At 66.2% G+C, this 24,570-nt stretch carries 23 protein-coding genes; 16 read left to right on the top strand and 7 right to left on the bottom strand.

Annotated features, from left to right (window positions below; translation table 11 throughout):
• The first annotated feature begins 32 nt into the window (after positions 1 to 32).
• Positions 33 to 560: an SRPBCC family protein gene (locus AC30QB_RS00190; protein WP_489544163.1), complete on the top strand. Its 528-nt coding sequence runs from the start codon at positions 33 to 35 to the stop codon at positions 558 to 560.
• 110 nt (positions 561 to 670) lie between these two features.
• Here AC30QB_RS00190 and AC30QB_RS00195 read toward each other — a convergent pair whose 3' ends face one another.
• A complete protein-coding gene (locus AC30QB_RS00195) occupies positions 671 to 2,770 on the bottom strand; it encodes a putative bifunctional diguanylate cyclase/phosphodiesterase (protein ID WP_489544164.1) in 2,100 nt (699 codons plus the stop codon).
• A 232-nt stretch (positions 2,771 to 3,002) separates the two neighbouring features.
• Here AC30QB_RS00195 and AC30QB_RS00200 point away from each other — a divergent pair, with 232 nt between their 5' ends.
• Positions 3,003 to 4,157, top strand: coding sequence for an NADH:flavin oxidoreductase/NADH oxidase (locus tag AC30QB_RS00200; RefSeq protein ID WP_489544165.1), 1,155 nt, complete (start codon positions 3,003 to 3,005; stop codon positions 4,155 to 4,157).
• A 116-nt stretch (positions 4,158 to 4,273) separates the two neighbouring features.
• The gene (locus AC30QB_RS00205) at positions 4,274 to 5,248 is read left to right on the top strand and encodes a Bug family tripartite tricarboxylate transporter substrate binding protein (RefSeq protein WP_489544166.1); all 975 of its coding nucleotides are present in this window, start codon (positions 4,274 to 4,276) and stop codon (positions 5,246 to 5,248) included.
• On the opposite strand, the gene AC30QB_RS00210 is transcribed toward AC30QB_RS00205, so the two are convergent.
• On the bottom strand, positions 5,228 to 7,183 hold the full coding sequence (locus AC30QB_RS00210) for a GGDEF domain-containing protein (RefSeq protein WP_489544167.1): 1,956 nt from the start codon (positions 7,181 to 7,183) through the stop codon (positions 5,228 to 5,230). The two genes, AC30QB_RS00205 and AC30QB_RS00210, sit on opposite strands and share 21 nt — an antisense overlap.
• A gap of 69 nt (positions 7,184 to 7,252) precedes the next feature.
• On the opposite strand from AC30QB_RS00210, the gene AC30QB_RS00215 reads away from it, so the two are divergent.
• Positions 7,253 to 7,720: a GNAT family N-acetyltransferase gene (locus AC30QB_RS00215; protein ID WP_489544168.1), complete on the top strand. Its 468-nt coding sequence runs from the start codon at positions 7,253 to 7,255 to the stop codon at positions 7,718 to 7,720.
• A 50-nt stretch (positions 7,721 to 7,770) separates the two neighbouring features.
• On the opposite strand, the gene AC30QB_RS00220 is transcribed toward AC30QB_RS00215, so the two are convergent.
• Together AC30QB_RS00220 and AC30QB_RS00225 are read right to left on the bottom strand one after the other, a co-directional pair.
• On the bottom strand, positions 7,771 to 9,060 hold the full coding sequence (locus tag AC30QB_RS00220; protein ID WP_489544169.1) for an MFS transporter: 1,290 nt from the start codon (positions 9,058 to 9,060) through the stop codon (positions 7,771 to 7,773).
• A 10-nt stretch (positions 9,061 to 9,070) separates the two neighbouring features.
• On the bottom strand, positions 9,071 to 10,561 hold the full coding sequence (locus tag AC30QB_RS00225) for a flavin-containing monooxygenase (RefSeq protein ID WP_489544170.1): 1,491 nt from the start codon (positions 10,559 to 10,561) through the stop codon (positions 9,071 to 9,073).
• 94 nt (positions 10,562 to 10,655) lie between these two features.
• Here AC30QB_RS00225 and AC30QB_RS00230 point away from each other — a divergent pair, with 94 nt between their 5' ends.
• On the top strand, positions 10,656 to 11,681 hold the full coding sequence (locus tag AC30QB_RS00230; RefSeq protein ID WP_489544171.1) for an AraC family transcriptional regulator: 1,026 nt from the start codon (positions 10,656 to 10,658) through the stop codon (positions 11,679 to 11,681).
• A 60-nt stretch (positions 11,682 to 11,741) separates the two neighbouring features.
• Here AC30QB_RS00230 and AC30QB_RS00235 read toward each other — a convergent pair whose 3' ends face one another.
• The 3 genes from AC30QB_RS00235 to AC30QB_RS00245 form a co-directional block, all read right to left on the bottom strand.
• Entirely contained in the window at positions 11,742 to 12,752 is a 1,011-nt protein-coding gene (locus AC30QB_RS00235; protein WP_489544172.1) for a threonine ammonia-lyase, read from the bottom strand.
• 218 nt (positions 12,753 to 12,970) lie between these two features.
• A complete protein-coding gene (locus AC30QB_RS00240; RefSeq protein WP_489544173.1) occupies positions 12,971 to 14,125 on the bottom strand; it encodes a GGDEF domain-containing protein in 1,155 nt (384 codons plus the stop codon).
• Between the two features lie 154 nt (positions 14,126 to 14,279).
• Positions 14,280 to 15,179, bottom strand: coding sequence for a LysR substrate-binding domain-containing protein (locus AC30QB_RS00245; RefSeq protein WP_489544174.1), 900 nt, complete (start codon positions 15,177 to 15,179; stop codon positions 14,280 to 14,282).
• 137 nt (positions 15,180 to 15,316) lie between these two features.
• Between AC30QB_RS00245 and AC30QB_RS00250 the strand changes: the two genes are divergently transcribed.
• From AC30QB_RS00250 to AC30QB_RS00300, 11 genes are all read left to right on the top strand, one after another.
• A complete protein-coding gene (locus tag AC30QB_RS00250; protein WP_489544226.1) occupies positions 15,317 to 16,345 on the top strand; it encodes an amidohydrolase family protein in 1,029 nt (342 codons plus the stop codon).
• A 1-nt stretch (position 16,346) separates the two neighbouring features.
• On the top strand, positions 16,347 to 17,030 hold the full coding sequence (gene ligK, locus AC30QB_RS00255) for a 4-carboxy-4-hydroxy-2-oxoadipate aldolase/oxaloacetate decarboxylase (protein WP_489544175.1): 684 nt from the start codon (positions 16,347 to 16,349) through the stop codon (positions 17,028 to 17,030).
• 54 nt (positions 17,031 to 17,084) lie between these two features.
• On the top strand, positions 17,085 to 18,008 hold the full coding sequence (locus AC30QB_RS00260; RefSeq protein ID WP_489544176.1) for a DUF1932 domain-containing protein: 924 nt from the start codon (positions 17,085 to 17,087) through the stop codon (positions 18,006 to 18,008).
• A 24-nt stretch (positions 18,009 to 18,032) separates the two neighbouring features.
• Entirely contained in the window at positions 18,033 to 18,938 is a 906-nt protein-coding gene (locus AC30QB_RS00265) for an amidohydrolase family protein (RefSeq protein ID WP_489544177.1), read from the top strand.
• A gap of 2 nt (positions 18,939 to 18,940) precedes the next feature.
• The gene (ligA, locus tag AC30QB_RS00270; protein ID WP_489544178.1) at positions 18,941 to 19,315 is read left to right on the top strand and encodes a protocatechuate 4,5-dioxygenase subunit alpha; all 375 of its coding nucleotides are present in this window, start codon (positions 18,941 to 18,943) and stop codon (positions 19,313 to 19,315) included.
• Position 19,316: 1 nt separating this feature from the next.
• On the top strand, positions 19,317 to 20,174 hold the full coding sequence (locus AC30QB_RS00275) for a class III extradiol dioxygenase subunit beta (RefSeq protein WP_489544179.1): 858 nt from the start codon (positions 19,317 to 19,319) through the stop codon (positions 20,172 to 20,174).
• Entirely contained in the window at positions 20,171 to 21,118 is a 948-nt protein-coding gene (locus AC30QB_RS00280; RefSeq protein ID WP_489544180.1) for a Gfo/Idh/MocA family oxidoreductase, read from the top strand. Before AC30QB_RS00275 ends, AC30QB_RS00280 begins: the two co-directional genes overlap by 4 nt.
• Positions 21,119 to 21,172: 54 nt before the next feature.
• A complete protein-coding gene (locus AC30QB_RS00285; protein WP_489544181.1) occupies positions 21,173 to 22,162 on the top strand; it encodes an aldo/keto reductase in 990 nt (329 codons plus the stop codon).
• 52 nt (positions 22,163 to 22,214) lie between these two features.
• Entirely contained in the window at positions 22,215 to 23,108 is an 894-nt protein-coding gene (locus tag AC30QB_RS00290) for a septal ring lytic transglycosylase RlpA family protein (protein ID WP_489544182.1), read from the top strand.
• Positions 23,109 to 23,435: 327 nt separating this feature from the next.
• A complete protein-coding gene (locus AC30QB_RS00295) occupies positions 23,436 to 24,299 on the top strand; it encodes a hypothetical protein (RefSeq protein ID WP_489544183.1) in 864 nt (287 codons plus the stop codon).
• Positions 24,300 to 24,367: 68 nt separating this feature from the next.
• Positions 24,368 to 24,547 (top strand): hypothetical protein, encoded by a 180-nt coding sequence (locus tag AC30QB_RS00300; protein WP_489544184.1) that lies wholly within the window; start codon positions 24,368 to 24,370, stop codon positions 24,545 to 24,547.
• The last annotated feature ends 23 nt before the right edge of the window (positions 24,548 to 24,570 follow it).

Here is a 24,570-nt window from a genome sequence, read left to right on the forward strand (position 1 = left end):
TTGCATCTCATCTACACCAACGGAGGGTTCCCATGCTCAAGAAGATTGCCATCGCCATCGTCGTGCTGATCGCCGCTGTGCTCCTTTTCGCGGCCACCCGACCCGACGACTTCAGCGTGCAGCGCACAACCACGATCAAGGCGCCGCCTGAAAAAATATTCCCGCTGATCAACGACTTCCACAACTGGGCCGCGTGGTCACCGTGGGAGAAGCTCGACCCGGCCATGCAGCGCACGCACAGCGGCGCCGCAGCGGGCAAAGGCGCCGCCTATGGCTGGACCGGCAACAGCAAGGTCGGTGAAGGGCGCATGGAAATCATGGAGTCAGTGCCTTCGAACAAGGTCAGCATCAAGCTCGACTTCTTGAAGCCCTTCGAGGCCCACAACATCGCCGACTTCACGCTCGCGCCACAAGGTCACTCGACCCAGGTGGTGTGGGTGATGCGTGGGCCCGCGCCCTACATCAGCAAGCTGATGGGCGTGTTCGTGAGCATGGACACCATGGTCGGGAAAGATTTCGAGACGGGTCTCGCCAACATGAAGGCGGCGGCGGAAAGGTAGGCCCCCCAGTCGCTTTGCTCCTGCCCCCATGGGGCGCCGCCTGGCGGCCCGGCAAAGCCGGTTCCGCGGGCGTTGCTTGAGGGGCGCCTCGCTTCGCGTTGGCGCTGCCTTTACGAGCTGACGAGCAGCTTGTCGAAGGCGGCCATCTCGACGGGCCTGCCGAACAGATAGCCCTGCGCCAGATGGCAGCCCACGCTGTGCAGGTACGCGGCCTGCTCAGGTGTCTCCACCCCTTCGGCCACCAGCTCCATGTGCAGGCTGCGGCCCACCGAGATGATGGCTTTCACCAGCTCGGCGCTGCGTGTGTTGTGTGGCAGCTCGTTGACGAAGCTGCGGTCGATCTTGAGCGTTTGCACCGGCAAGCGGGTGAGGTAGCCCAGCGCCGAGTAGCCGGTGCCGAAATCGTCGATTGCAATCGTGATGCCCATCGCAGCCAGTGTCTCCAGGCTCCGGCGCACACCATCGCTGCCGTCGAGCAGCAGGCTCTCGGTGATCTCTAGCTCCAGCCACTGCGGCTTGCACCCGGTGGCAGTGAGCGCGCCCTGCACCACGTCGACCAGCTGGTTGCCTTCGCCAAACTGGCGCGCCGATAGGTTGACCGCCATCTTGAGTGGCTCTGAGCGCCCGCGGTTCCATGAGGCCACGGCCGCGCAGGCTTCGTGCAGAGCCCAGGTGCCCATGCGCACGATGAGGCCCGTCTCTTCGGCCAGCGGGATGAAGCTGAGCGGCGACACCATGCCGCGCTGCGGCTGGCACCAGCGCATCAGCGCTTCGGCGCCCACCAGGCGCTGCGTGCCAAGCTCGAACTTGGGCTGGTAGTGCAGCAGCAGCTCGTGCCGCTCCACGCCGTGACGCAGCTCGCTCTCCAGCGTGAGCCGGTGCGAAGCCTGGGCGGTGAGCTGGGGCGAATAGAACTGCACGTTGTGGCGGCCGCCCGCCTTGGCATGCGAGAGCGCAGCATCGGCATGCTGCAGCAGCGCCTCGGCACTCGGGCCGTCACTCGGGAACAGCGCAGCACCCGCGCAAGCGGTGACGAACACATCGGTGCCGTCGAGGTTGAACGGCGCCACCAGCGCTTGCAGCAGCTTGCTCGCCACGCGGGCCAACGCATCGGCCTGGCGCACCTCGGGCACGAGGATGGCAAAGGTATCGCTGCCCAGGCGGGCCACGATGTCGGTCTCGCGCATCGACTGCGACAGGCGCACGCCCACACGCTTGAGCAGCTCGTCGCCGGCCGCGTGGCCCAGAGAGTCATTCACCTTCTTGAACTGGTCGAGCCCGAGCATCAGCATGCCGAACTCGGCCATACCGCCGGCATGCGACAGCGCCTGCTCCACGCGGTCGATGAGGCCGCTGCGGTTGGGCAGCGCGGTCACCGGGTCGAAAAACGCCAGCGAGTGCACCTGCCTGCGGAAGTCGCGCAGCTCGGTCACGTCTTGAATGGTGCCCAGCAGGCGGCTCGCGCGGCCCAGGTGGTCGTAGACGATCTTGGCGCGGCCGTGCAGCTCGCGGCGCTGGCCGTTGGCGCCGATCACGTGGTAGTCGTAGCGCAGCGAGGGCAGGCGGTTGCGTATGGCGTTGTCGAAGATCTCTTGCACGCCCGCGCGCTGCTCGTCGGGCACGAGCGTGGGCAGCTGGTCCCATTCCGAGAACGAACCATGCGCCGGGTTGACGATGCGCCAGGCTTCGGCCGAGTAGATGGCCTTGCTGCGGCGGAAATCCCATTCCCACGAGCCAAAGTTGGCCATCTGCTGCGCTTCTGCCAGGCAGGCCTCGGCGTCGGAGAGCGCAGTCGACAACTGGTGGTGCAACGTCACGTCTTGCAGCGCCACCACCACCTCGCGCAGCTTGCCTGCTTTGTCGTACTGGTTGATCGCGACTGCACGCAGGTGGCGCTCGATGCCACCGGGCATCACGCAGGGCAGCTCCATGTCGACGCGGCGCCGGCGCACGGCCAGCGCTTCGTTCCAGCGGGCCAACAGCTCGTCGTGGCGGCTGCGGCGCACCAGGCCGTTGAGCAGGGCGACGGTCACCACCGCGCCCGGCGCGCAGCCGAGCAGGGCGCGCGCTTCGGGCGAGGCGTGTAGCTCGTCACGCCCTTCCCAATGCAGGGTGCCGATGGTCTTGAGGTCGAGCGCGGCCTCTTCATACAAGGCATCCACGGCGCTGCCGGGCAGCATGGCGGCCAGGGCTTGCGGTTCAGGATGCATGTTCAATTTTCGTCATTGGGTTGGGCCAGACAAGACGCTATCGTCGGGCCAAACAGCGTGCCCAAACCTGGGGTTGCGCAGCGTCGTACAAATAGAAACAGCGCTTGCGTGAGGTGGATCACAGGCACTCGTGTCACCTGCATGACAGGGCAAGGCATGGAAGTCCTTGAGTGACACGGTGACCCGATCACCCAAGAATGGTTAGCAGCCACCCACCTCCAGCGAGCACCGATTGAGCGCCCTTCTTTCCCACGCTTTCGCCCTGCGCGGCCTCACGCTGCCCAACCGCATCGTCATCGCGCCCATGTGCACCTACTCGGCCACCGACGGCATGGCGAGCGACTTCCACCTCGTGCACCTGGGCCGCTTCGCACTGGGCGGTGCGGGCCTCGTGTTTGTGGAGGCCACCGCCGTGCAAGCACGAGGCCGCATCAGCCACGGTGATCTGGGTCTGTGGAGCGACGATCACATCGCCCCGCTCGCGCGCATTGCCACCGTGTTGAAAGCACATGGCACTGTCGCCGGCCTCCAGCTTGCGCACGCGGGCCGCAAGGCCAGCATGCAGCGGCCTTGGGATGGCAACGGGCCGATGGACGCAGGCGACACCGCGCGCGGCGAGCAACCTTGGGACGTGATCGCGCCCACCGCCATGGCGGTCGAGCCCGGCTGGCTGATGCCACGCGAGATGAGCCTCGATGACATCGCGACCCTCAAGCGCGACTTCCGCGCCGCAGCCGAGCGCGCGCTGCGTGCCGGCTTCGAGGCGCTGGAGCTGCACTGCGCGCACGGCTACCTGCTGCACTCATTCCTCTCGCCCATCACCAACCAGCGCCGCGATGCGTATGGTGGTGACCGCGCCGGGCGCATGCGGCTGCCACTGGAAGTGGCGGCCTCGTTTCGCGACGTGTGGCCGCAGCACCTGCCGGTGTTCGTGCGCGTGTCGTCGGTCGACGCGGTGGAAAACGGCTGGGGCCTAGACGACAGCGTGGCCTTCGCCCGCGAGCTGAAAGGCCTCGGCATTGACGTTGTCGATTGCTCGTCGGGTGGCGTCACCACCTCGCCCACCGCCACGGCTGTGCCGCGCGGCTACGGCTTTCAGCTGCCTTACTCGCAAGCCATACGCGAAGGTGCGGGCATCGCCACCATGGCCGTCGGCCTGATCGTCGATGCCCACCAGGCCGAGCGTGCGCTGCAAGACGGCCAGGCTGACTTGGTGGCGATTGCGCGCCAGGCGCTCGAAGACCCCAACTGGCCCGCGCGCGCGCTGACGGCACTGCAGCACGAGCAGCCGGCACTCGATCGCTACACCCACTGGTTGAACCCCTATGGCTGGTGGCTGGCACGGCGCGCCAAGCTGATCGACAGGCTAGGGCCTTGGGAGGGGTGAGCTTGTCTGGAGGCTGCAGCGCATTTGAACGACAGGTTTGCCGCGGAGTCGCGGTTTGTCAACGCAACCTGAGTCACCTTGCCTCATACGTCCCGTATCCAACCTGGAGATTCGACATGTTTAAGAACTTGATCAAACACAGCGCCATCGCGGCCTTCGCCCTGGCGAGCGCCGCTACGGCGCAGGCGCAATCGGCCTACCCGAACAAGCCCATCCACATCGTGGTCACCTTCACCACCGGCGGCGCGCCCGACATCCTGGCGCGCCTGATCGGTGAGCGGCTGCAGGCGGCGTGGGGCCAGTCGGTGATCATCGACAACAAGCCGGGCGCGGGTGGCAACACCGGTGCCGACTCAGTGGCCAAGGCACCGCCCGATGGCTACACGATCGTGGTGGGCACGGTGGGCACGCACTCGATCAACGGCGCGCTGTACAAGAAGATGCCCTATGACATGGTGAAAGACTTCACCCCCATCACCCTGCTGGCGACCACGCCCAACATGCTGGTGGTCAACAACGACGTGCCGGCCAAGAGCCTGGCCGAGTTCATTGCGTTGGGCAAGAAGGAAGGCAAGATGACCTTCGCGTCGTCGGGGGCCGGCACCTCGATCCATGTGTCGGGTGAGCTGTTCAAGACCATGACCGGCATCGACATGACGCACATCCCGTACAAGGGGCGTGCCAGTGCCATCCCCGATTTGCTCGGCGGGCGGGTGACCATGATGTTCGACAACATGCCCTCCAGCTTGCCGCTCGTGAAAGACGGCAAGCTGCGCGCGCTGGGCATCACCGCCGCCAAGCGCTCGGCGGCCGCACCCGAGATCCCCACGCTCGCCGAGCAGGGCCTGACGGGCTTCGAGGCGGTGTCGTGGTTTGCAATGTTCGGGCCGGCCAACATGCCAGCGCCGATTGCCGACAAGCTGCAGGCCGAGATCAGCCGCATCCTCAAGTCACCCGAGATCAGCAAGCGGCTGCTGGAGATCGGCCTCGAGCCGCAAGGCGGCAGCGCCGCCGAGCTGGCGGCGTATCAGAAGAGCGAGATCACCAAGTGGGCCAAGGTGGTGAAGGACTCAGGCGCCACGGTTGATTGAAGGGCCCTCAGCAGCCAGCACGATCGCCGCAGGGGCCGGCGTGGCATCGCGCACTGGCGCCGCGCGCGCCACCACCGCATTGCGCCCTGCCGCCTTGGCGGCGTAAAGCGCTTCGTCGGCGCGGCGCAGCAAGGTGCTGAGCGAGTCGCCCGCAACCAGGGTGGTCACGCCCAGGCTGATGGTCACGCTGCGCCCCGGTGTCCAGCGGGTCACGTCGAGCGCGGCCACCTGCGCCCGAAAGGCTTCGGCCGCGGCTACCGCGTCGGCCAGAGACACGCCCGGCAGCACCGCCACAAATTCTTCACCACCAAAACGTGCCAGGCAGGCCGCACTGCGTGCCGACCCGGGGCCAATGGCGCGCACGGCCTCGGCCACGGCACGCAAGACCTGGTCGCCCATCAGGTGGCCGTGGTTGTCGTTGATGGCCTTGAAGAGGTCAATGTCGCCCAGCAGCAGTGCACAGTTCGGCGCGCTCCGCGCGAGCTGCGACTCGATCTCGGCCAGCGCCGCGCGGCGGTTGGGCAAGCCGGTGAGCTCATCGGTCATCGCCAGGCCACGCATGGCCACGCTGGTGCGGCGGTGGCGCCAGACGAGCGCGCCCAGCCCCGCCAGCAGCACCGCGGCCAGCCCTATGGCCACCGTGAGCAGCCGCCCGGCCAGGCGCTCTTGCGCCAGCGCATGCTCGGTGGCCTTTTGCGCCTGCTGCAGCAGGGCCATCTCGCGGTCGCGCGCGGCGTTGTCGTACTCCACCTTCAGCGTGGCAAAGCGCTGGTCGAGCTGACGCGTGAGCAGCTCGTCGGTGGCGGCCTTGAAGCGCGTCTGCTGCTCGAAGGCGCCGCGCCAGTCGCCTTGTAGCGCCATCGTCTCGGACAGTGCGCCGTGGGTGGCAGCCTGCTCGGCGAGCGCGTCGCCGGCTGTGAACACTTTCAGCGCGTCGTTGAGAGCCACCACGCTTTCGGGCAGGCGGCGCAGCAGGCGCAAGGCAATGCCCCGCTGCAGCAGGATCTGCGCGCTCAAACGCGCATCGGGCACGCGCTTTTGCTGGGCCACCGCCTGGTCGAGCAGGGTCAGCGCGGTTTGTGGCGCGTTGCGCGCGTTTTGCACGCTGGCCAGGCCACGCAGGGCGTAGGCCATGCCACGGGTGTAGTCGAGGTCTCGACTGAGCGCGAGCACGCTGTCGAAAGCGTGCTGGGCAGCGTCCCAGTCGCGCAGGTTTTCGAGCGAACGGCCAAGGTTGTATTGCGTCACCGCCTGCTCTCGCAACAGACCGGCCGCGGTCTGCGCCTTGAGCGCCGCCTCGTAATAGTGGCGCGCCTGTGCGTGATCGCCCATGCGGTTGTAAAGAATGGCGATGGTGTTTTCGACTGTCAGCGTGTACAGCGGCAGTTGCAAGCGCTCGAACAGCGTGCGAGCACGCCTGAGGTCGGTCAGGCCGCTGGCAAACTCGCCGCGCACGCCACGCAGATGGCCGCGGTTGAAGAGGCCATCGGCCAGCATCTCGTCGTCTTGCGTCTGCTCGGCAATCTGTATCTCTTGCTCGTAGAGGGCCAGCGCGTGGGCGTTGTCACCCGCGCCTTCGTACAAGCCACCTTCGCAGCCCATCAGCCCGGCCGCCAGGCCGCGCCGCTTCAGGGAAGTGACCAGCCCGCGGGCCTGCACCAGGTGCTGCTCGGCGGCCGCGCGGTCGCGCTCCGAGTGGTAGTCGCACAGCAGCAAGTGGGCGCGCACCTGCAGGTCGGCGCGTTCGTTGGCATTCGGGTGGGTGGCCAGCAGTTGCAGCGCCTGCTCGGCCAGCGTGCGGCTGCGCTCGGGGTCGATCTTGACCTGCGCCTGGCTCTGCTCGACCCGCTGGCGCGCCTCGCCCAGGGTGTCGCTTGCCGCATGGGCAAACGGGGGCTGAAGCAGCAGCGCGATCAGGAAGAACTTGGAGCGCACGGGGGTGGGGTGGACAGGTTGAACCCACCATTGTCGCTGCGGTCGGCTAGGGTTCAGAATGCAGCCACCATGATCACCGAAAGCGACATCAGCCTGGCCGTTCCGGCCGACGCCGTGGTCATCGCCGCGCTGTCACGCCGCACCATTGAGCAAGGGCTGGCTTGGCGCTGGACGCCGCACCGCGTGATGAACAGCATGGCCGACGCCGACACCAACGTGGTGGTGGCGCGCCGCGGTACCGACATGCTCGGCTTTGCCATCATGGCCTACGGCGAAGCCGACGCGCATGTGCTGCTGCTGGCCACGCAACCGCGTTGCCGCCGCCAGGGCGTGGGCAGCGCGCTGCTGGCCTGGCTGGAGGCCACTGCCCGCGTGGCGGGCATTGCCACCCTGCGCCTCGAATCGCGCTCTGACAACGCCGGCGCGCGCGCCTTCTACCGCCACCATGGCTTCGAAGAAGTCGACCGGCGCACCGGCTACTACCAGGGGGTGGAAGACGCGGTGCGCATGGCCAAGACCCTGGCCCCTGGAGCGTAGAGACAGCCGACATCTGCTGGCTGCTGCAGACGACGGCTTTCATGAGCGGCTCAGCCTCGCGCCACCCTCATGTCGTGTTCGACGTGCCGCGCCGTGACCCACCACAGCCAGCAGGCGACGAAGCCGAACAGCGCGGTGACGGCCAAGCCGATCGCCAGCCCGATGTAGCCGCCGTCGTAGTGGTCGGAAATTGCGCCCACGAGCAGAGGCCCCCAGGCACCGCCGAGCAAGAACAGCGCCACCATCGCGGCGCCCCAGGCCTGCCCCTTGAGCTTGGCGGGCACCACATCCTGGGTCGTCGCGGCGACGGCGGGCAGCGCCATGCCGACGAAGATGCTGTGCAAGGGCATCATCGCGGCGCAGAAGTACATCAGCGAGCGGTTCTGCAGATCAAAGGCGGCAAGCAGGATCAGAAAGACGAAGGCCGATGCGATCGCGATGCTGACCGACGCGAGCCGCATGCGCCCGCCGGGAAACTTGTGGTGCCAGCGGTCAGCCAGCACGCCACCCAGAATCGGGCCGGCCAGGCCGATGATGGTCACCACGCCCATCACCAGGCCGGCCTTGTCTTCCTTGATGTCGTAGGCGCGCATCAGCAACGAGGGGAACCAGGTGCCGACCGAAATCTGCAGCACCGCATACATGCCGAGCCCAACATAGAGCCATCGCAAGGTGCGAATCTTGAGCAGCTGCTTCAGGTTCGAGAGCATGGAGTCGTGCACGACATCACCGCCGTCGGCCTGCTTCAGGCTGTAGTCCTGCATGAAGATGGCGAGCACGCCCAGGATCACCCCGGGGATCGCGAAGGCGATGAAGGGGGTGCGCCAGCCGCCGTGGTTCGCCGACAAATAACCACCGAGCACGACGCCGACGATGACGCCAATCGTGATGAAGACGTTGAAGATGCCGAGCTTCTGGCCGCGCTTGTCATCTGGATAGGAAGCGGCGACGAGGGCCGTGCCGCCAGGCTGGAAGCCGGCCTCGCCTATGCCCACGCCCAGTCGCGTGAAGAGCAGTGCCATGAAGCCGCCCACGAAGCCCGTGGCGAGCGTGAACAAGCTCCAGGTGATCGCCATCAGCGCGATCATCTTCTTGCGGCTCCAGACGTCGATCAGGTGCGCGATCGGCAGCGTGCACAAGATGATGCCAAGGAAGTAGGCGGTGTTGGCGATGCCGATCTGCGAGTCGCTCAGCCCAAGCTCGACCTTCATCGGCTGCAACACGACCGACATCACTTGCCAGTCGGCGTAGCTGATGGCGCTCAGCAGCGAGCAGATGATGAGGACATAGGTGGCCCGCGGGCCGCCTATCTTGAAGTCTTTCGTCTCACGGATGTTCATGTGCAGTCTTTCATGTGCGGTCCTTGGTGGTGTTGGTGCGTGCCGTTGCAGCGGAGAAGGCGAGCGCGCGATCGGCGATGCTGCCGAAGCGCATGCGCAGCAGATCGGCGTAGTAGTTCTGCCGCATGCGCCAAGGGGCCCCGGCGCCTTGCTTCGGGAAGTCTTTCACCGAGCGCAGCACATAACCCGAGCGCAGCGCGATCATGGGCTCGGGTTGCATCGTGGCCTCGTCGCAGACCGGGCGGCAGGCGTGGTAGCCCTTGCGGCCCATGTAGTTGAGCAGGCGAGTGACGTAGCGCGAAGCGAGGTCGGCGCGCAGCGTCCACGACGCGTTGGAGTAGCCGACGCAGAAGGCAAGGTTGGGCACGCCGCTCACCATCAGGCCGAGGTAGGTGTAGCGCGCGCCCAGGTCTACCGGCGTTCCGTCGACGCGCAGGCTCAGGCCAGCGCAGGCCTTGAGCTTGAGCCCGGTGGCGGTGACGACGATGTCGGCCTCGATCTCGCGGCCCGACGCGAGCTTCAGGCCCCCGGGCGTGAAGCTTGCGATGACGTCGGTGACGACCGACGCCTTGCCGGCAGAGACCGCGTTGAACAGGTCGGCATCGCGCACGAAGCAAACGCGCTCGTCCCAAGGCGCGTAGCGCGGGCTGAAGTGCGTGTCGACGTCATAGCCGGCCGGCAGCGCCTTGGCGACACCGCCGCGCAGCAGCTTGCGTGCGAACTGCGGCCAACGCCGGCAGATCTTGAAGAAGGCCACCGCCAAGGCGACGCTCTTGACGCGCGCCAGCCAGTGCGCGGTGCGGGCCGGTAAAACGCGATGCAGCGCGTTGGCGATGCCGTCGGCGCTCGGCAGCGAGGCGATGTAGCTCGGTGAGCGCTGCAGCATCGTGACGTGCGCGGCCTTGTCGGTCATCGCCGGCACGACCGTCACCGCCGTCGCCCCGCTGCCGATGACCACCACCTTCTTGCCGCTGTAGTCGAGATGCTTGGGCCAGAACTGCGGGTGCACGATTTGGCCGCGAAAGCTCTCCCGCCCTTCGAAGTGCGGCGCAAACGCTTCGTCGTAGTCGTAGTAGCCGCCGCAGAGGTACAGAAAGCCGCAGGTGTAGGTGACGGCGCCGACGTGGCCTTCGACCTCCACCTCTACCGTCCAGAGGGCCTCGGCGCTCGACCACGACGCGCTGCGCACGCGTTGGCGAAAGCGAATGTTGCGGTCGATGCCGAACTCGCGCGCAGTGTCACGCACGTACTCAAGAATCGACGCGCCCTCGCCCATGGCGACCGGCTCGGTCCACGGTCGGAACGAGTAGCCGAGCGTGTACATGTCGGTGTCCGAGCGCACCCCCGGATAGCGAAACAGATCCCAGGTGCCGCCTATCGCTTCGCGCGCTTCCAAGATGGCGTAGCGCTTGTTCTTGCAATGCGTCTGCACGGCATGGCCGGCACCGATGCCCGACAGGCCAGCGCCCACGATGAGGATGTCGAAGTGTTCAGCGTTCACTGCTCGCGGCCCAGTTGGATGGCAGCGCGAATGCTCGCTGAGCCTAGGGTGTTCCAGCTTGACGCTGGACGACGATCTTTTGACACTTGACGACATGACGGAGATGGTTCGGGCCGCAGGCCTCAGAGGTTTTCACGAGTTGGTGCGCGCGCTGGGCGGCGACCCGGCGGCCTTGCTGCGGCGCCAGCGCGTGCCCGCGGTGCTCGACAACGAAGACGCCCTGTTGCCGGTGCCCAAGCTGGTGCGGCTGCTGGAGAGCGCGGCGCTCGCGCTGCGCACACCCGACTTCGGGCTGCGTCTGGCGCAAGAGCAAGACATCAGCATCCTCGGGCCGGTGGCGGTCGCGATCCAGAACTCGCCGACCGTCGGTGCGGCGCTGCAGGTCGCGTCGCGCTACTTGTTCGTGCACAACCAGGGCATGTCGTTCCAACCGGTGTTCGAGGCCGGTCTGGCCGAGTTGCGCTACGCCATGTCGACCCCGGGCCTGCCGCCCGCGCGCCAGTCGTTTGACCTGATGCTCGGCGGTGGCCATCGCATCCTGAGCCTGCTCGGTGGTGCGCACTATCGGCTCGAAGCGGTTCACCTGCCACACGAACCGCTCGCACCGCCCTCGGTCTATCAGCGCTTCTTCGGCGCACCGGTGTACTTCGCCCAACCCACCGCCTCGCTGATCGTCTCGCGAGCGGTGCTCGACGCCGCACTGCCGCAGGCCAACGCCACGCTGCGCGGCCTGGCGACGAGCTACCTCGACCTGAACTTTGCGGGCACGCACAACAGTGTGCTGCCGCGCGTGCGCCTCGCGCTGCAGGGGGCGCTGGGCACGCCGCAATCCGCGTTGGAGAGGGTCGCAGCGTTGTTGGCCATGCACCCGCGCACGCTGCAGCGCCATCTGGCCGAAGAGGGCGAGACCTTCGAGGCCATCCGCGAGTCCGTCGCGCGGGAGGCGGCACTGCGGCTTCTGGACAACCGGCGGCTTAGCTTGTCCGAGGTGGCGGCTCGGCTCGGCTTGTCCGAGCAGTCTGCGCTCACGCGATCGTGCAAGCGCTGGTTTGGCGAACCGCCCTCGGCGATACGGCGCCGGCTGGCAGCGCGCGCCGACCAGCCCCTCGGCACCGACTAGTGGGGTTGAAGTGCGCTCGCGGCGGGCCACCAGGCCCGTGCGGCGCGTCAGAAGTTCGCCTCAGGTGATGCGCGCCAGCAGCTCGCCAAAGCGGGCGGCATCGATGTTGGAGCCGCACACGATCAAGGCCACGCGCTTGCCGTCGAGCCGCTCGCGCAGGGGCCCGAGCAAGGCCGCCGTGGCGGCGGCCGCCGCGGGCTCGGCCACCAGCTTCATGTCGCGAAACAGGTGGTGCATGCCCATGACCAACGCGTCGTCGTCCACCCGCACGATCTCGTCGACGAAACGCTTGCACAAGCCATAGCTGTAGTCGAGCGCATAGGGCGCGCCGAGGCTGTCGGCCACGGTGTCTACGCGCTCCAGCTGCACCGGGTGGCCGGCCTGGAAGCTGCGGTACATGGCATCGGCGCCAAAGGGCTCAACGCCAAAGACCTGGCAACGCGGGTTGATCTGCTTCACCGCCGCCGCAATGCCGCCGCACAGTCCGCCGCCGCCCACCGGCACCACCACTGCGTCAAGCCCGCGCACCTGGCGCATCAGCTCCAGGCCAATGGTCGCAGTGCCTTCGGCGGTGCGCGGCCCGTCGAAGGGGTGAATCATGCTGCGGCCCTCGTCGGCCACCAGTTGCTGCGCCAGCGCAAACGCCTGGTGCACGGTGTCGGTGAGCAGCAGCTCGGCGCCTTCGGCGCGGCAGGCGGCCAGGCGCACAGGGCTTGCGTGGCGCGGCATGGCGAGCTTGGCGTGCACGCCAGCGGCCCGCGCGGCAAATGCCACCGACACCGCATGGTTGCCGGCGCTGGCCGCCACCACGCCGCGCTGCCGGGCGGCCGTGTCGAGCGCATTCACGCTGTTGAGTGCGCCGCGCAGCTTGAAGCTGCCGGTGCGCTGGAACAGCTCCAGCTTGAGCCAGACCTCGGTCTGCGGGCTCAAGGCTTCGGTGACAACACCGGTCTGCCAGCGCCATACGGGTGTCTGCAGTATGTGGCCGGCGAGGCGAGCGGCGGTGTGTTCGATTTCAAAGAGGCGGGGGTAGGCCGCCGGCGCGAGTGTCGCGCGTTCGAGCGTGGACATGAAAGCTTCTCCATTCGGTGCGAGGGCTGCGCGGGGCGCGCAGTGCAGGGCAAGGCGGTGGGACCGCAGAGCACCGGCCTCAGCCGCAGCTCAGCGGCCCTGGCGAATTCGAATGGAAGCAGCCTCGGGAAAGGCCGTGAGGCACGAGCCCGCCGGCACAACGCAAACCGCCCGGGCGCAGGCCTGGGCGGTGGGGGTGCGGGGGCATGGCAGCAGCATCACGCCGGCATCATCGCATGGCTTTCAGCCTCCGCTCCCGCCCCTGCCACCACGCTGCAGTTGCGCCCGGCCTGCTTGGCGGCGTACATCGCCTGGTCGGCATGCTCGACGGTGGTCATGACGGCTTCACTCACCGCGTGGGCGGCGATGCCGGCCGAGAAGGTGACGCTCAGCCGCGGGTCGATCGCATCAAACCGCACCTGGGCCAGCTGCTGGCGCACGCGCTCGATCACGCCCTCGGCATCGGCCACCGGTGTGTCGGGCAGCATCAGCAAGAACTCTTCGCCACCCCAGCGACCCAGCGTGTCGGTCTCGCGCAAGGCCCGCAGGGCGCTCTGGGCAAAGGCGCGCAGCACCTCGTCGCCGTCGGAGTGGCCGTGGTTGTCGTTAATGCGCTTGAAGTGGTCGATGTCGATGAGCGCGAAGCACAGCGGCAGGCCGCTGCGCTCGGCACGCTGCGATTCGAGCTTCATCACTTCGAGCAGGTGGCGTCGGTTGTACAGGCCTGTGAGCTCGTCGCGGATGGCGAGCTGACGGTTATTTTCCAAGGCCAGTGCAAGCTGGTCGCGGTGCTGGCGCATCTTGTGGCGCATGGTGCTCAGCTGCCCGGCCAGCACGGCGATCGAGGGGAACACCGCGGCCACCATCATGAAGTGCAAGATTTCTTCGGCCACCGGAAAACGCGCAGGCCAGCGCGCGTTGCAGTAGGCCATGGTGAGGCCCAGCAATAGCACCGCGATCAGGCTCAGCAGGCGCACCTGGCTGGGTTTGAGCGCAAACATGCCGAAGATCAGCGTCACCGCCAGCGCCAGCAGGCTGGCGCCGCGCACCGGGCCGCACATCACATAGGCACCCACCGTGCTGAGCACGCTGAACACGCCTTGCTGGAAGGTCAGCGCCGGGTCGTCCTTGAAGCGCAGGTTGAAGCCGCTGCGCACCGCGACGTAGAAACACAGCACACCGGCCAGTGTGAGCACGACCCACAACACCACGTGCGACAACGCCAGCACCCCGGCCCAAACCCCAAACGAAGCCACGGCCGCCAGGATCACATCGAGCAACAGCGCGAGCAGCACCTGGGTGGCGCGCACACGCTGGCGCTTGTCTGCTCCCAGAAAAAAATCACCCACGCGTTGACCGAAAAGCTGTGTCATCGCTGTGTTATCGACCGCTCACCTGGGTGGCTTGAGTGAGTAAGTCACGCCTCGGGGTTCGCGAGCTCGCCGCTCGCCGCCAATGGGCTGTCGATGGCCGCACTCAGCTTGCCCAGGTCAATGGGCTTGGTGATGTACCGGGAGAAGCCTGCAGTCAGGCCCAAAGCTTGAGCAAAAGCTCACGCACCAGCTCGGTGGATTGGTCGATCAGCGGCCCGCGATGGCGCTGCGACGAGGTGGCGATCCACAGCGTGGTCGTCATCTTGGGCTTGCGGATGGGGCGCACAAAAAAGGCATCGGCGTTGCCGCTGGACTGGATGGCGTTGAGCGCGAGCACCGCATGCGCCACCCCCTGCTGCACCAGGTCAAGAATGGCGGGCACGCTTTCCACTTCGAGCGCCACGCGCGCCTTGCGCCCTTCGTTGGCAAGCGCCGTTTCGAGCAGCATGCGGATGGAATGCGGCAGGCTGGGGATCACCAACTCATGCTCGGCCACTTCGGCCAAGGTGACGGCCGGGCCGATGAGCTTGCGCTGCTCGGCTCGCGCCGACACCAGGTAGAGCTGCTCGTCGAGCACCGGCACCAGGTCGATGGCGGCCGAAGGCGCCACGTTGTAGACCACAGCGCAGTCGACGCGGCCGATGGTCAGCCACTCCAGCACATAGGTCGACAGGCCTTCGACCACGCTCAAGGTGGCTTTCGGGAAGCGCGCACGAAAAGCGGCCACCAGCGGGCTGGTGAGCGTGCGGCTCACACTGGGCGGCAGCGCAATCGCCAGGCGGCCGGTGGCAGCGCCACGGTGGTCTTCCAGGTCGAGCCGGGCGCGCTCCACCTGCTGCAAGATGCCGCGGCCGTGGGCCAACAGACGTGTGCCCGCCTCGGTCAAGGTGACGCCGCGGCCGTTGCGCTCAAACAGCGAGTGGCGCAGCTCGACTTCAAGCGAGCGCACCCGCCGGCTGAGCGCCGGCTGGGCGATCGACAGGAAGCTGGCGGCGCGAGTGAAGCTGCCCAGCTCCGCCACGTGTACGAAGTACTCAAGTTGTTTGAGGTCCATGGGCTTGAATATGCCAGATGGGCATAGCTGCTATGTGGGCTATCTCGTTGCTGCATGAGCACCGCTGCGCAAGAATCGTTTGCACGCCGCCACGCGCTCAGCCTGAGCGGCTTCCAAGAAAGCAGCGAGACATGAGCCTGATCATCGACGTCCACGGCCACTACACCACCGCGCCCAAGGCCCTGGAAGACTGGCGCACTCGCCAGATCGCCGGCATCAAAGACTCAGGCCTGATGCCGAAGGTGAGCGAGCTGAAGATCAGCGACGACGAGCTGCGCGAATCCATCATCACCAACCAGCTGAAGAAGATGCAGGAGCGCGGCAGCGACCTCACCCTCTTTTCGCCGCGCGCGAGCTTCATGGCGCATCACATTGGCGATTTCAACGTGTCGTCGACCTGGGCGGCCATTTGCAACGAGCTTTGCTACCGCGTGAGCCAGCTCTTCCCCGACCACTTCATTCCCGCGGCCATGCTGCCGCAGTCGCCCGGCGTGGACCCCGCCACCTGCATTCCCGAGCTGGAAAAATGCGTCAAGGCGTACGGCAGCGTGGGCATCAACCTCAACCCCGACCCGTCGGGTGGGCACTGGACGTCGCCGCCACTCTCAGACCGCGCGTGGTACCCGATCTACGAGAAGATGGTGGAGCATGAGATTCCGGCCATGATCCACGTGAGCACCAGCTGCAACGCCTGCTTTCACACCACCGGCGCGCACTACCTCAACGCCGACACCACCGCCTTCATGCAGTGCCTGACGAGCGACCTGTTCAAAGACTTCCCCACGCTCAAGTTTTTGATCCCACACGGCGGGGGCGCGGTGCCTTACCACTGGGGTCGCTTTCGTGGCCTGGCGCAAGAGCTGAAGAAGCCGCTGCTGAAGGATCACCTGTTGAACAACATCTACTTCGACACCTGCGTGTACCACCAGCCGGGCATCGACCTGCTGACGAAAGTGATCCCGGTCGACAACATCTTGTTCGCAAGCGAAATGATAGGCGCCGTGCGCGGCATTGACCCCGAGACAGGCCACTGCTACGACGACACCAAGCGCTACATCGAGGCCTCGACCATCTTGAGCGCAGACGACAAGCACAAGGTCTATGAAGCGAATGCGCGCCACGTGTTTCCGCGCCTCGATGCGGCACTCAAAAAGAAGGGGCTGTGAGATGTACGAACTGGGCGTTTGTTACCGCAACATCCAGCGCGCCGACGCGGCCGTGGCCGACAAGATGGCCGCGCTCGGCAGCGCCACCATCCACGAAGCCATGGGCCGCGTGGGTTTGCTCAAGCCCTACATGCGGCCCATCCATGCCGGCACGCAGGTGTCGGGCACGGCCATCACGGTGCTGCTGCAGCCAGGCGACAACTGGATGATGCATGTGGCGGCCGAGCAAATTCGCCCCGGCGACATCGTGGTGGCAGCCGTCACGGCCGAGTGCAGCGACGGCTATTTCGGCGACCTGCTGGCCACCAGCTTCATGGCCCGCGGCGCGCGCGCACTCATCATCGACGCCGGCGTGCGCGACGTGAAGACGCTGGGCGAAATGGGCTTCCCGGTGTGGAGCAAGGCCATCAGCAGCAAAGGCACGATCAAGGCCACGCTGGGCTCGGTCAACATACCGGTGGTGTGCGCTGGCATGCTGGTGACGCCCGGCGACGTGATCGTGGCCGACGACGACGGCGTGGTGTGCGTGCCGCGCGCCCTTGCCGCCAAGACGCTGGAGGCCGCTGCCGCGCGCGAGGCCTTCGAGGGCGAGAAACGCGCCAAGCTGGCCTCGGGCGTGCTGGGGCTGGACATGTACAAGATGCGCGAGCCGCTGGAGAAGGCGGGGCTCAGGTACATCGATTGACGACAACCCACCCCCTCCGTTCGGGCTCAGGGCCACAGGGGCAGGAGACATTCCATGAACACCAACCCCACCCAATGGCACATCGGCCTCGTCGGTTACGGCGAGGCGGGGCGCACGCTGGCTGAAGACCTGCGAAAGCGAGGCGTGACGGTCAGCGCTCACGACCTCAAGCTCTCGACCGCGGCCGGCGCACCACTGTGCCAGCACGCGGCCGAACATGGCGTCGCGCTCTTCGACACTCACGCCGACCTGGCCGCCGAAGCCGATTTCATCATCAGCGCTGTGACCGCGAGCCAGGCGGTGCCGGTGGCGCAGGCCTGCGCACCCTCGATACGGCCCAGCGCCTACTTCCTCGACCTCAACTCGGCCTCGCCGGGTGCCAAGCTGCGCGCGGCTGACATCGTCGGTCGCAACGGGGGCCGCTACGTCGAAGGTGCGGTGATGGCGTCCATCCCGCCCTACCGCATCAAGGTGCCGCTGCTGCTGGGCGGGCCCGATGCCGCAGGCTTGATGCCCCTGCTCAACGCGCTGGGCTTCGACAGCAAGGTGGCCAGCGACAAGCTGGGCGTGGCCTCGGCCACCAAGATGTGCCGCAGCGTGATGATCAAAGGGATGGAGGCGATGGTGATCGAGAGCCTCACCACCGCCCGCGCCTACGGCGTGGAAGACGCGGTGCTCGCCTCGCTGAAAGCAACATTCCCCGGCATCGACTGGGAGAAGCAGGCCGCCTACTTCTTCCAGCGCGTGATCGAGCACGGCCACCGCCGCAGCGAAGAGTTGCACGAGGTGGCGCAGACCGTGCGCGAAGCAGGCCTTGAGCCGTGGTCGGCCCGCGGCACCGCCGAGCGCCAGGCCTGGGTGGCCGACCTCGCCGACGCGGGCCTGTTCGGCCCCAAAGACACGCCCGAGTTCGCCCGCAGCGCCGACTGGCGCACCGAGGCCGACCGCATCCTGGCGCAGTTCACGCCCATCGACTGAACGCTGTTTAGACACAAGGCACGCATGCAATTCGAGAAGACACCCGGCTGGCTGGACTGGTACGCCGGCCCTTCCACGCCGCAGTTCAAATTGCCACCGGGCAGCGTCGATGCGCACTGCCATGTGTTCGGCCCCGGTCATGAGTTCCCCTATGCCCCCGAGCGCAAGTACACGCCCTGCGACGCCTCGCGGGAGCAGCTCTTCGCGCTGCGCGACCACCTGGGCTTCGCGCGCAACGTGGTGGTGCAAGCCACCTGCCATGGCGCCGACAACCGCGCAATGGTCGATGCGCTCTTGCACTCGAACGGCATGGCGCGCGGCATCGCCACCGTGAAGCGCAACGTGACCGACGGCGAGCTGAAAGCCATGCACCAAGCGGGCGTGCGCGGCGTGCGCTTCAACTTCGTCAAGCGCCTGGTCGACTTCACGCCCAAAGACGAGCTGCTGGAAATTGCCTCACGCATCGCGCCCCTGGGTTGGCATGTGGTGATCTATTTCGAGGCCGTCGATCTGCCCGAGCTGTGGGACTTCTTCACCGCCCTGCCGAACACCATCGTGGTCGACCACATGGGCCGGCCCGATGTGAGCAAGCCCCTTGAGGGCCCTGAGTTCGAGCTGTTCGTGAAGTTCATGCGCGAGCACCCCAAGGTGTGGAGCAAGGTGAGCTGCCCCGAGCGGCTTTCCGTGACCGGCCCCTCGGCGTTGAATGGCGAGAGAAGCGCCTATCGCGACGTGATCCCGTTTGCGCGCCGCATCGTCGAGACCTTCCCCGACCGCGTGCTGTGGGGCACCGACTGGCCGCACCCGAATCTCAAGAACCACATGCCCGACGATGGCCTGCTGGTCGATTTCATTCCCCACATCGCGGTCACTGCCGAGCTGCGGCACAAGCTGCTGGTCGACAACCCGATGCGCCTTTACTGGAGCTGAGCATGTCAATTGACAAACCCTATCTCGACGTGCCCGGCACGACGGTCTTCGACGCCGAGCAGTCGCGCCGTGGCTACCATCTCAACCAGTTCTGCATGTCGTTGATGAAAGCCGCCAACCGCGAGCGCTTCAAGGCTGGCGAGCGCGCCTACCTCGACGAGTGGCCCATGAGCGAAGAGCAGAAGCAAAGCGTGCTGTCACGCGACATGAACCACATGATCGCGCTGGGCGGCAACATCTACTTCCTGGCCAAGATAGGCGCCACCGACGGCAAGAGCTTCCAGCAAATGGCCGGCAGCATGACCGGCATGACCGAAGAGGCATACCGCAACATGATGATTGGCGGTGGGCGAGACCCGAAGTGGGGGCGCACCTGACATGGCCCAGATCACTGCATCTGTCTACACCTCGCACGTGCCCGCCATAGGCGCGGCGCTCGACCAGGGCAAGACCGCCGAGCCTTACTGGCAGCCGCTGTTCAAGGGCTACGAATTTTCAAAGCAGTGGATGAAGGACAACACGCCCGACGTGATTTTTTTGGTCTACAACGACCACGCCACGGCCTTCAGCCTCGACATGATTCCCACCTTTGCCATCGGCTGCGCGGCCGCGTACCAGCCGGCTGACGAAGGCTGGGGGCCTCGCCCGGTGCCCACGGTGATCGGCCACCCCGAGCTGGCGGCGCACATCGCGCACTCGGTGATCCAAGACGACTTCGACCTCACCATCGTCAACAAGATGGAGGTCGACCACGGGCTCACGGTGCCACTGTCGCTGATGTGCGGCCAACGAGATCCTGCAAGAGAGGCGTGGCCATGCCCGGTGATCCCGTTTGCGGTCAACGTGGTGCAGTACCCGGTGCCCTCGGGCCAGCGCTGCTACAACCTGGGCAAGGCCATTGCCCGCGCGATCGCAAGCTACGACGCACCGCTCAAGGTGCAGATCTGGGGCACCGGCGGCATGAGCCACCAATTGCAGGGGCCGCGGGCCGGGCTCATCAACAAGGCGTTCGACAACGCCTTTCTAGACCGGCTGATCGCCGACCCAGAAGGCCTGGCGAAGGTGCCGCACATTGATTACGTGCGTGAAGCCGGCTCCGAAGGCATAGAGCTGGTGATGTGGCTGATTGCGCGTGGCGCAATGAGTGCGAAGCCACCGAAAGTGCTGCATCGCTTCTATCACGTGCCCGCATCAAACACGGCCGTGGGCCACCTGATTCTGGAGAACCAGGCATGACGATCAAGGTTGCCCTCGCAGGGGCCGGCGCCTTCGGCATCAAGCACCTCGATGCCATCAAGCTGATCGATGGCGTGGAGGTGGTCTCGCTCATCAGCCGCGATCTGGCGAAGACGCAAGAGGTGGCCGACAACTACGGCATCCAACACGTGACCACCGACTTGGCCGACAGCCTGGCGTTGAAAGAACTCGACGCGGTGATTCTGTGCACGCCAACGCAGATGCACGCTGCCCAGGCCCTCGCCTGCATGAAGGCCGGCAAGCATGTGCAGGTGGAGATTCCCATGGCCGACAGCTTGGCTGGCGCCGAGGCCGTGGTGGCACTGCAGAAGCAGAGCGGGCTCGTGGCCATGTGCGGCCACACGCGTCGCTTCAACCCCAGCCACCAGCTGGTGCACCAGAAGATCGTCGCCAAGGAATTCAGTGTCCAGCAGATGGATGTGCAAACCTATTTCTTTCGTCGCAGTAACATGAATGCGCTGGGCCAGGCGCGCTCCTGGACCGACCACCTGCTGTGGCACCACGCGGCCCACACGGTTGACCTCTTTGCGTACCAGACGGGCGGCGAGATCGTGCAGGCCAATGCAGTGCAAGGCCCCCTCCACCCGACGCTGGGCATTGCGATGGACATGAGCATTCAGCTCAAGAGCAGCACCGGCGCAATCTGCACGCTGAGCCTGAGCTTCAACAACGATGGGCCGCTGGGCACCTTCTTCCGCTACATCGGCGACAGCGCCACCTACATCGCGCGCTACGACGATTTGTTCAACGGCAAGGAAGAGAAGCTCGACGTGAGCCGTGTGGCTGTGTCGATGAACGGCATTGAGCTGCAAGACCGAGAGTTTTTTGCGGCCATACGCGAAAGGCGTGAGCCGAATGCCAGCGTGGCCAGTGTGCTGCCTTGCTATCGGGTGCTGCATCGGTTGGAGCAGCAGCTTCGCTGAACCGCGCGGTCGTCATTCCCGCTTTCGCGGCAATGACGGAAGATCGCACGCACCATGAAGCAACGCACCCTCGGCCCCTTCCAAGTTTCCGCCCTAGGCCTGGGCTGCATGAACCTCAGCCATGCCTACGGCGCGGCACCCGCGCGCGAGGCCGCCGAGGCGCTGTTGATGAACGCACTGGACAGCGGTGTCACCCTCTTTGACACCGCCGCGCTCTACGGCTTCGGCTTGAATGAAGAGCTGGTCGGCCAGGTGCTGAGCCCTCACCGCCGCAAGTTCACGCTCGCCACCAAAGGCGGCTTGCATGGCAATGCCGAAGGCAAGCGCGTGCTCGATGGCCGGCCCGCGTCGATCAAGGCCAGCTGCGAGCTGAGCCTGAAGCGCCTGCGCACCGAGGTGATTGACCTTTACTACCTGCACCGCTGGGACCAGCGCGTGCCCATCGAAGACAGCGTGGGCGCCATGAGCGACCTGGTGCGCCAGGGCAAAGTGCAGACCATTGGCCTGTCAGAGGTTTCGGCTGCCACCTTGCGCAAGGCGCACGCGGTACACCCCATCACCGCCTTGCAAACCGAGTACTCGCTGTGGACGCGCAACCCCGAGATCGCCGTGCTCGACGCCTGCCGCGAGCTGGGCACCGCCTTCGTCGCCTTCAGCCCGCTGGCGCGTGGCTTTCTCACCGGCACCGTGCGGGACGTGGCGGCACTCGACCCACGCGACCTGCGGCGCGGCATGCCGCGCTTCCAGCCCGACGCCTACGCCGCCAACCTCAAGCTGCTCGACGGCATGTCGGCGCTCGCGGCCGATGTCGGTTGCACGCTCTCGCAGCTCGCGCTGGCCTGGCTGCTGGCGAAGGGCGAGCACATCATTCCCATTCCCGGCACCCGCAGCATCGCGCACCTGCAAGACGACTTGGGCGCAGCAGACACGAAGCTCGATGCGCCAGCGATGCAAAGGCTGGAAGCCCTCATCAACCGCGGCAACGTGGTCGGCGCGCGCTATGACGCGATGGCACAGGCCGGCGTAGACACCGAAGAGTTCTGACGCTGTGCTCGACGTGATGGCCCGACCGGCTTGCGGCGAAGATCGGGTTTCCATGAATCGCGCCCTGCATCGCCCGTTCACCCGCCTCGCTCTTGCGCTGCTCGTGGCGGCACTCGCCGCCTGCGGCTCCACGCCCGGCCACGACGGCTCCGAGGCCAAGCCCCCACCCGACCTCGACAGGGTGCCCAACGCGCAACCGCAGGTTGAGCCGCTGCGCGAGGGCGGCCCCAACAAGTCGTATTCGCTGAACGGGCGCAGCTACACGCCGATCAAAGGCGACAAGCCTTTCAGCGAGAAAGGCCTGGCCTCGTGGTATGGCAAGAAGTTCCAAGGCAAACCCACGGCCAGCGGCGAGATCTACAACATGTATGCGATGACGGCCGCGCACAAGACCCTGCCGCTGCCCAGCTATGCGCGGGTGCGCAACCCGGCCAATGGCCGCGAGATCATCGTGCGGATAAACGACCGCGGGCCCTTTCACGCCGGCCGCATCATCGACCTGAGCTACACCGCCGCGCTCAAGCTGGGCGTGCTCAACGGCGTGGCGCCGGTCGAGATTGAACGCATCACGCACGAGCAGATACGCAGCGGCACCTGGCGCAGCGACGGCCAGGCCGAGCCGGCGGAAACGACGGCGCCGCTGATCGAGGTGTCGGCCCAAGATGAAGTGCCCGCATCCGTCGCCACACCCGCCGCAACGCCCAACGCGTCACCCGGCTTCTGGGTGCAGCTGGGCGCCTTCCGCCAGCGCGAGGGGGCCGAGCAGTTCCAGCGCAGGGTGTCGGACGATCTCGCGTGGCTCGCCCCACTGCTGGCCATCTTCAGTGAGCCACAACTCTTCCGTCTGCAAGCGGGGCCCTACCCCACCCGCGGCGAAGCGCAAGAGGCGGCGTCACGCGTGCGCGAGGCACTCAAGCTCGTGCCGATGGTGACCGAGCGGCGCTGACCCAGAGGGCTGCCCGCGGGAGGGCGTGCGCGTCGTTCGCACACGCGTGTTAATTGTCACGATGACACGCCAGTAAGCAGCGCTGTTCAGCTTGCATTTAAGCCGAGAAGTACTTGTTTACCCTCGTCTTCGTGCCTCCGAATCACACAACACACGCTCCGCCCAGGGAAAACGCGCAATAACAAATCGCACACATGTGCAATATTGCGTGCTCCTCGGGGTTGGCGGCGCAGACGTTCGGAAAGAACGCAGCCCGCTGCCAGCCACAAAACCCACCGGGGAAATCAGTGCTGTCACACACACTGAAACCACAACGGAGACATCTTCATGCAACGTCGTTTGATCCAGCGCGCCGCCCTCATGGTGGCCACTTTGTTTGCCAGCACCGCCTGGGCCGGCAACTTCACGGCCAGCTACACCGCCGGCTTCAGCAGCTACAGCATCGAAGGCACCGAGCCCAGCGATGGCGCCAAGCACCCAGTGTTCATCTACACCGTGGGCACCACCGAAACCTGGAACAACGCCCAGGCCAAGGCGGCCGTCGCCGAGATGGCCGCCAAGGGCTTTGTCGCAGCCGCCGTGCAATACAGCAGCGGCTCCTTCGGCACTTGTTCGCAAATCTTGTCCAAGGCCCAGTCGATCTACAAGGGCAGCACCAGCAGCAGCGCCGTCGCCAAGCTGTGCGCGCGCGCTACCGCCGACTGCTCCAAAGGCATCGTGACTGCCGGTTTCAGCCAAGGCTCGGTCATCGCCATCAACGCCAAGAACTACGACTCGCGCGTGCGCGCCGCCTACGGCATGGGTGCCCACAACGGGTACTCGATCTACAACCTGAACACGTGCATGAATGACGGCAACCACACCTTGTCGTCCAGCAACATTCGCATCGCCAATGGTGAGGTCGACACCTTCGGCGGTGGCAACGCCACTTCCGTGCGCTCGTCCTCGCAATCGGTCACCGGCAAAAGCTGCGGCTCCAGCGCCTACTCGTGCCTGGCCACCAACGGCAGCGGCTGGATCATGATCAAGAACAGCGAAGTCGGTGACGGCTCGGCCGACCACTGCTACCAACGCGCTTCCGGCGATTGCTCGGGCAGCGAAAACTCGCTAGACAACACCTGGCGCAACGGCTCGGCCGCCTGGTCGCTCAAGACCAACCTGAACTGGCTCGCCGGTTTCGCCACGCCGTAACAGCCCTTCGCAGAAGCACGGGCACGGTTCGGCCACACCGAATCGTGCCTACGCACTGGAGACCTCTCGTGACGCCGTTCATTCGCCATTCGATCTGGGCCGCCGCCCTGCTCACCTGCTCGCTGGCCGCGCAGGCTGAAACCGCCCCAGAAGCTGCAGTGCGCAAGCTGATGCAGCCACGCGTGGGCTCACCCATCGACGCTGTCACACTCGAAGCCCGCCTGGCTTCGGTGAAGACCGCGCCTTGAGGCGCACAAGGACAGACGGGCCT

The organism is Rhizobacter sp. (genome assembly GCF_046595475.1).
GTDB lineage: Bacteria > Pseudomonadota > Gammaproteobacteria > Burkholderiales > Burkholderiaceae_C > Rhizobacter.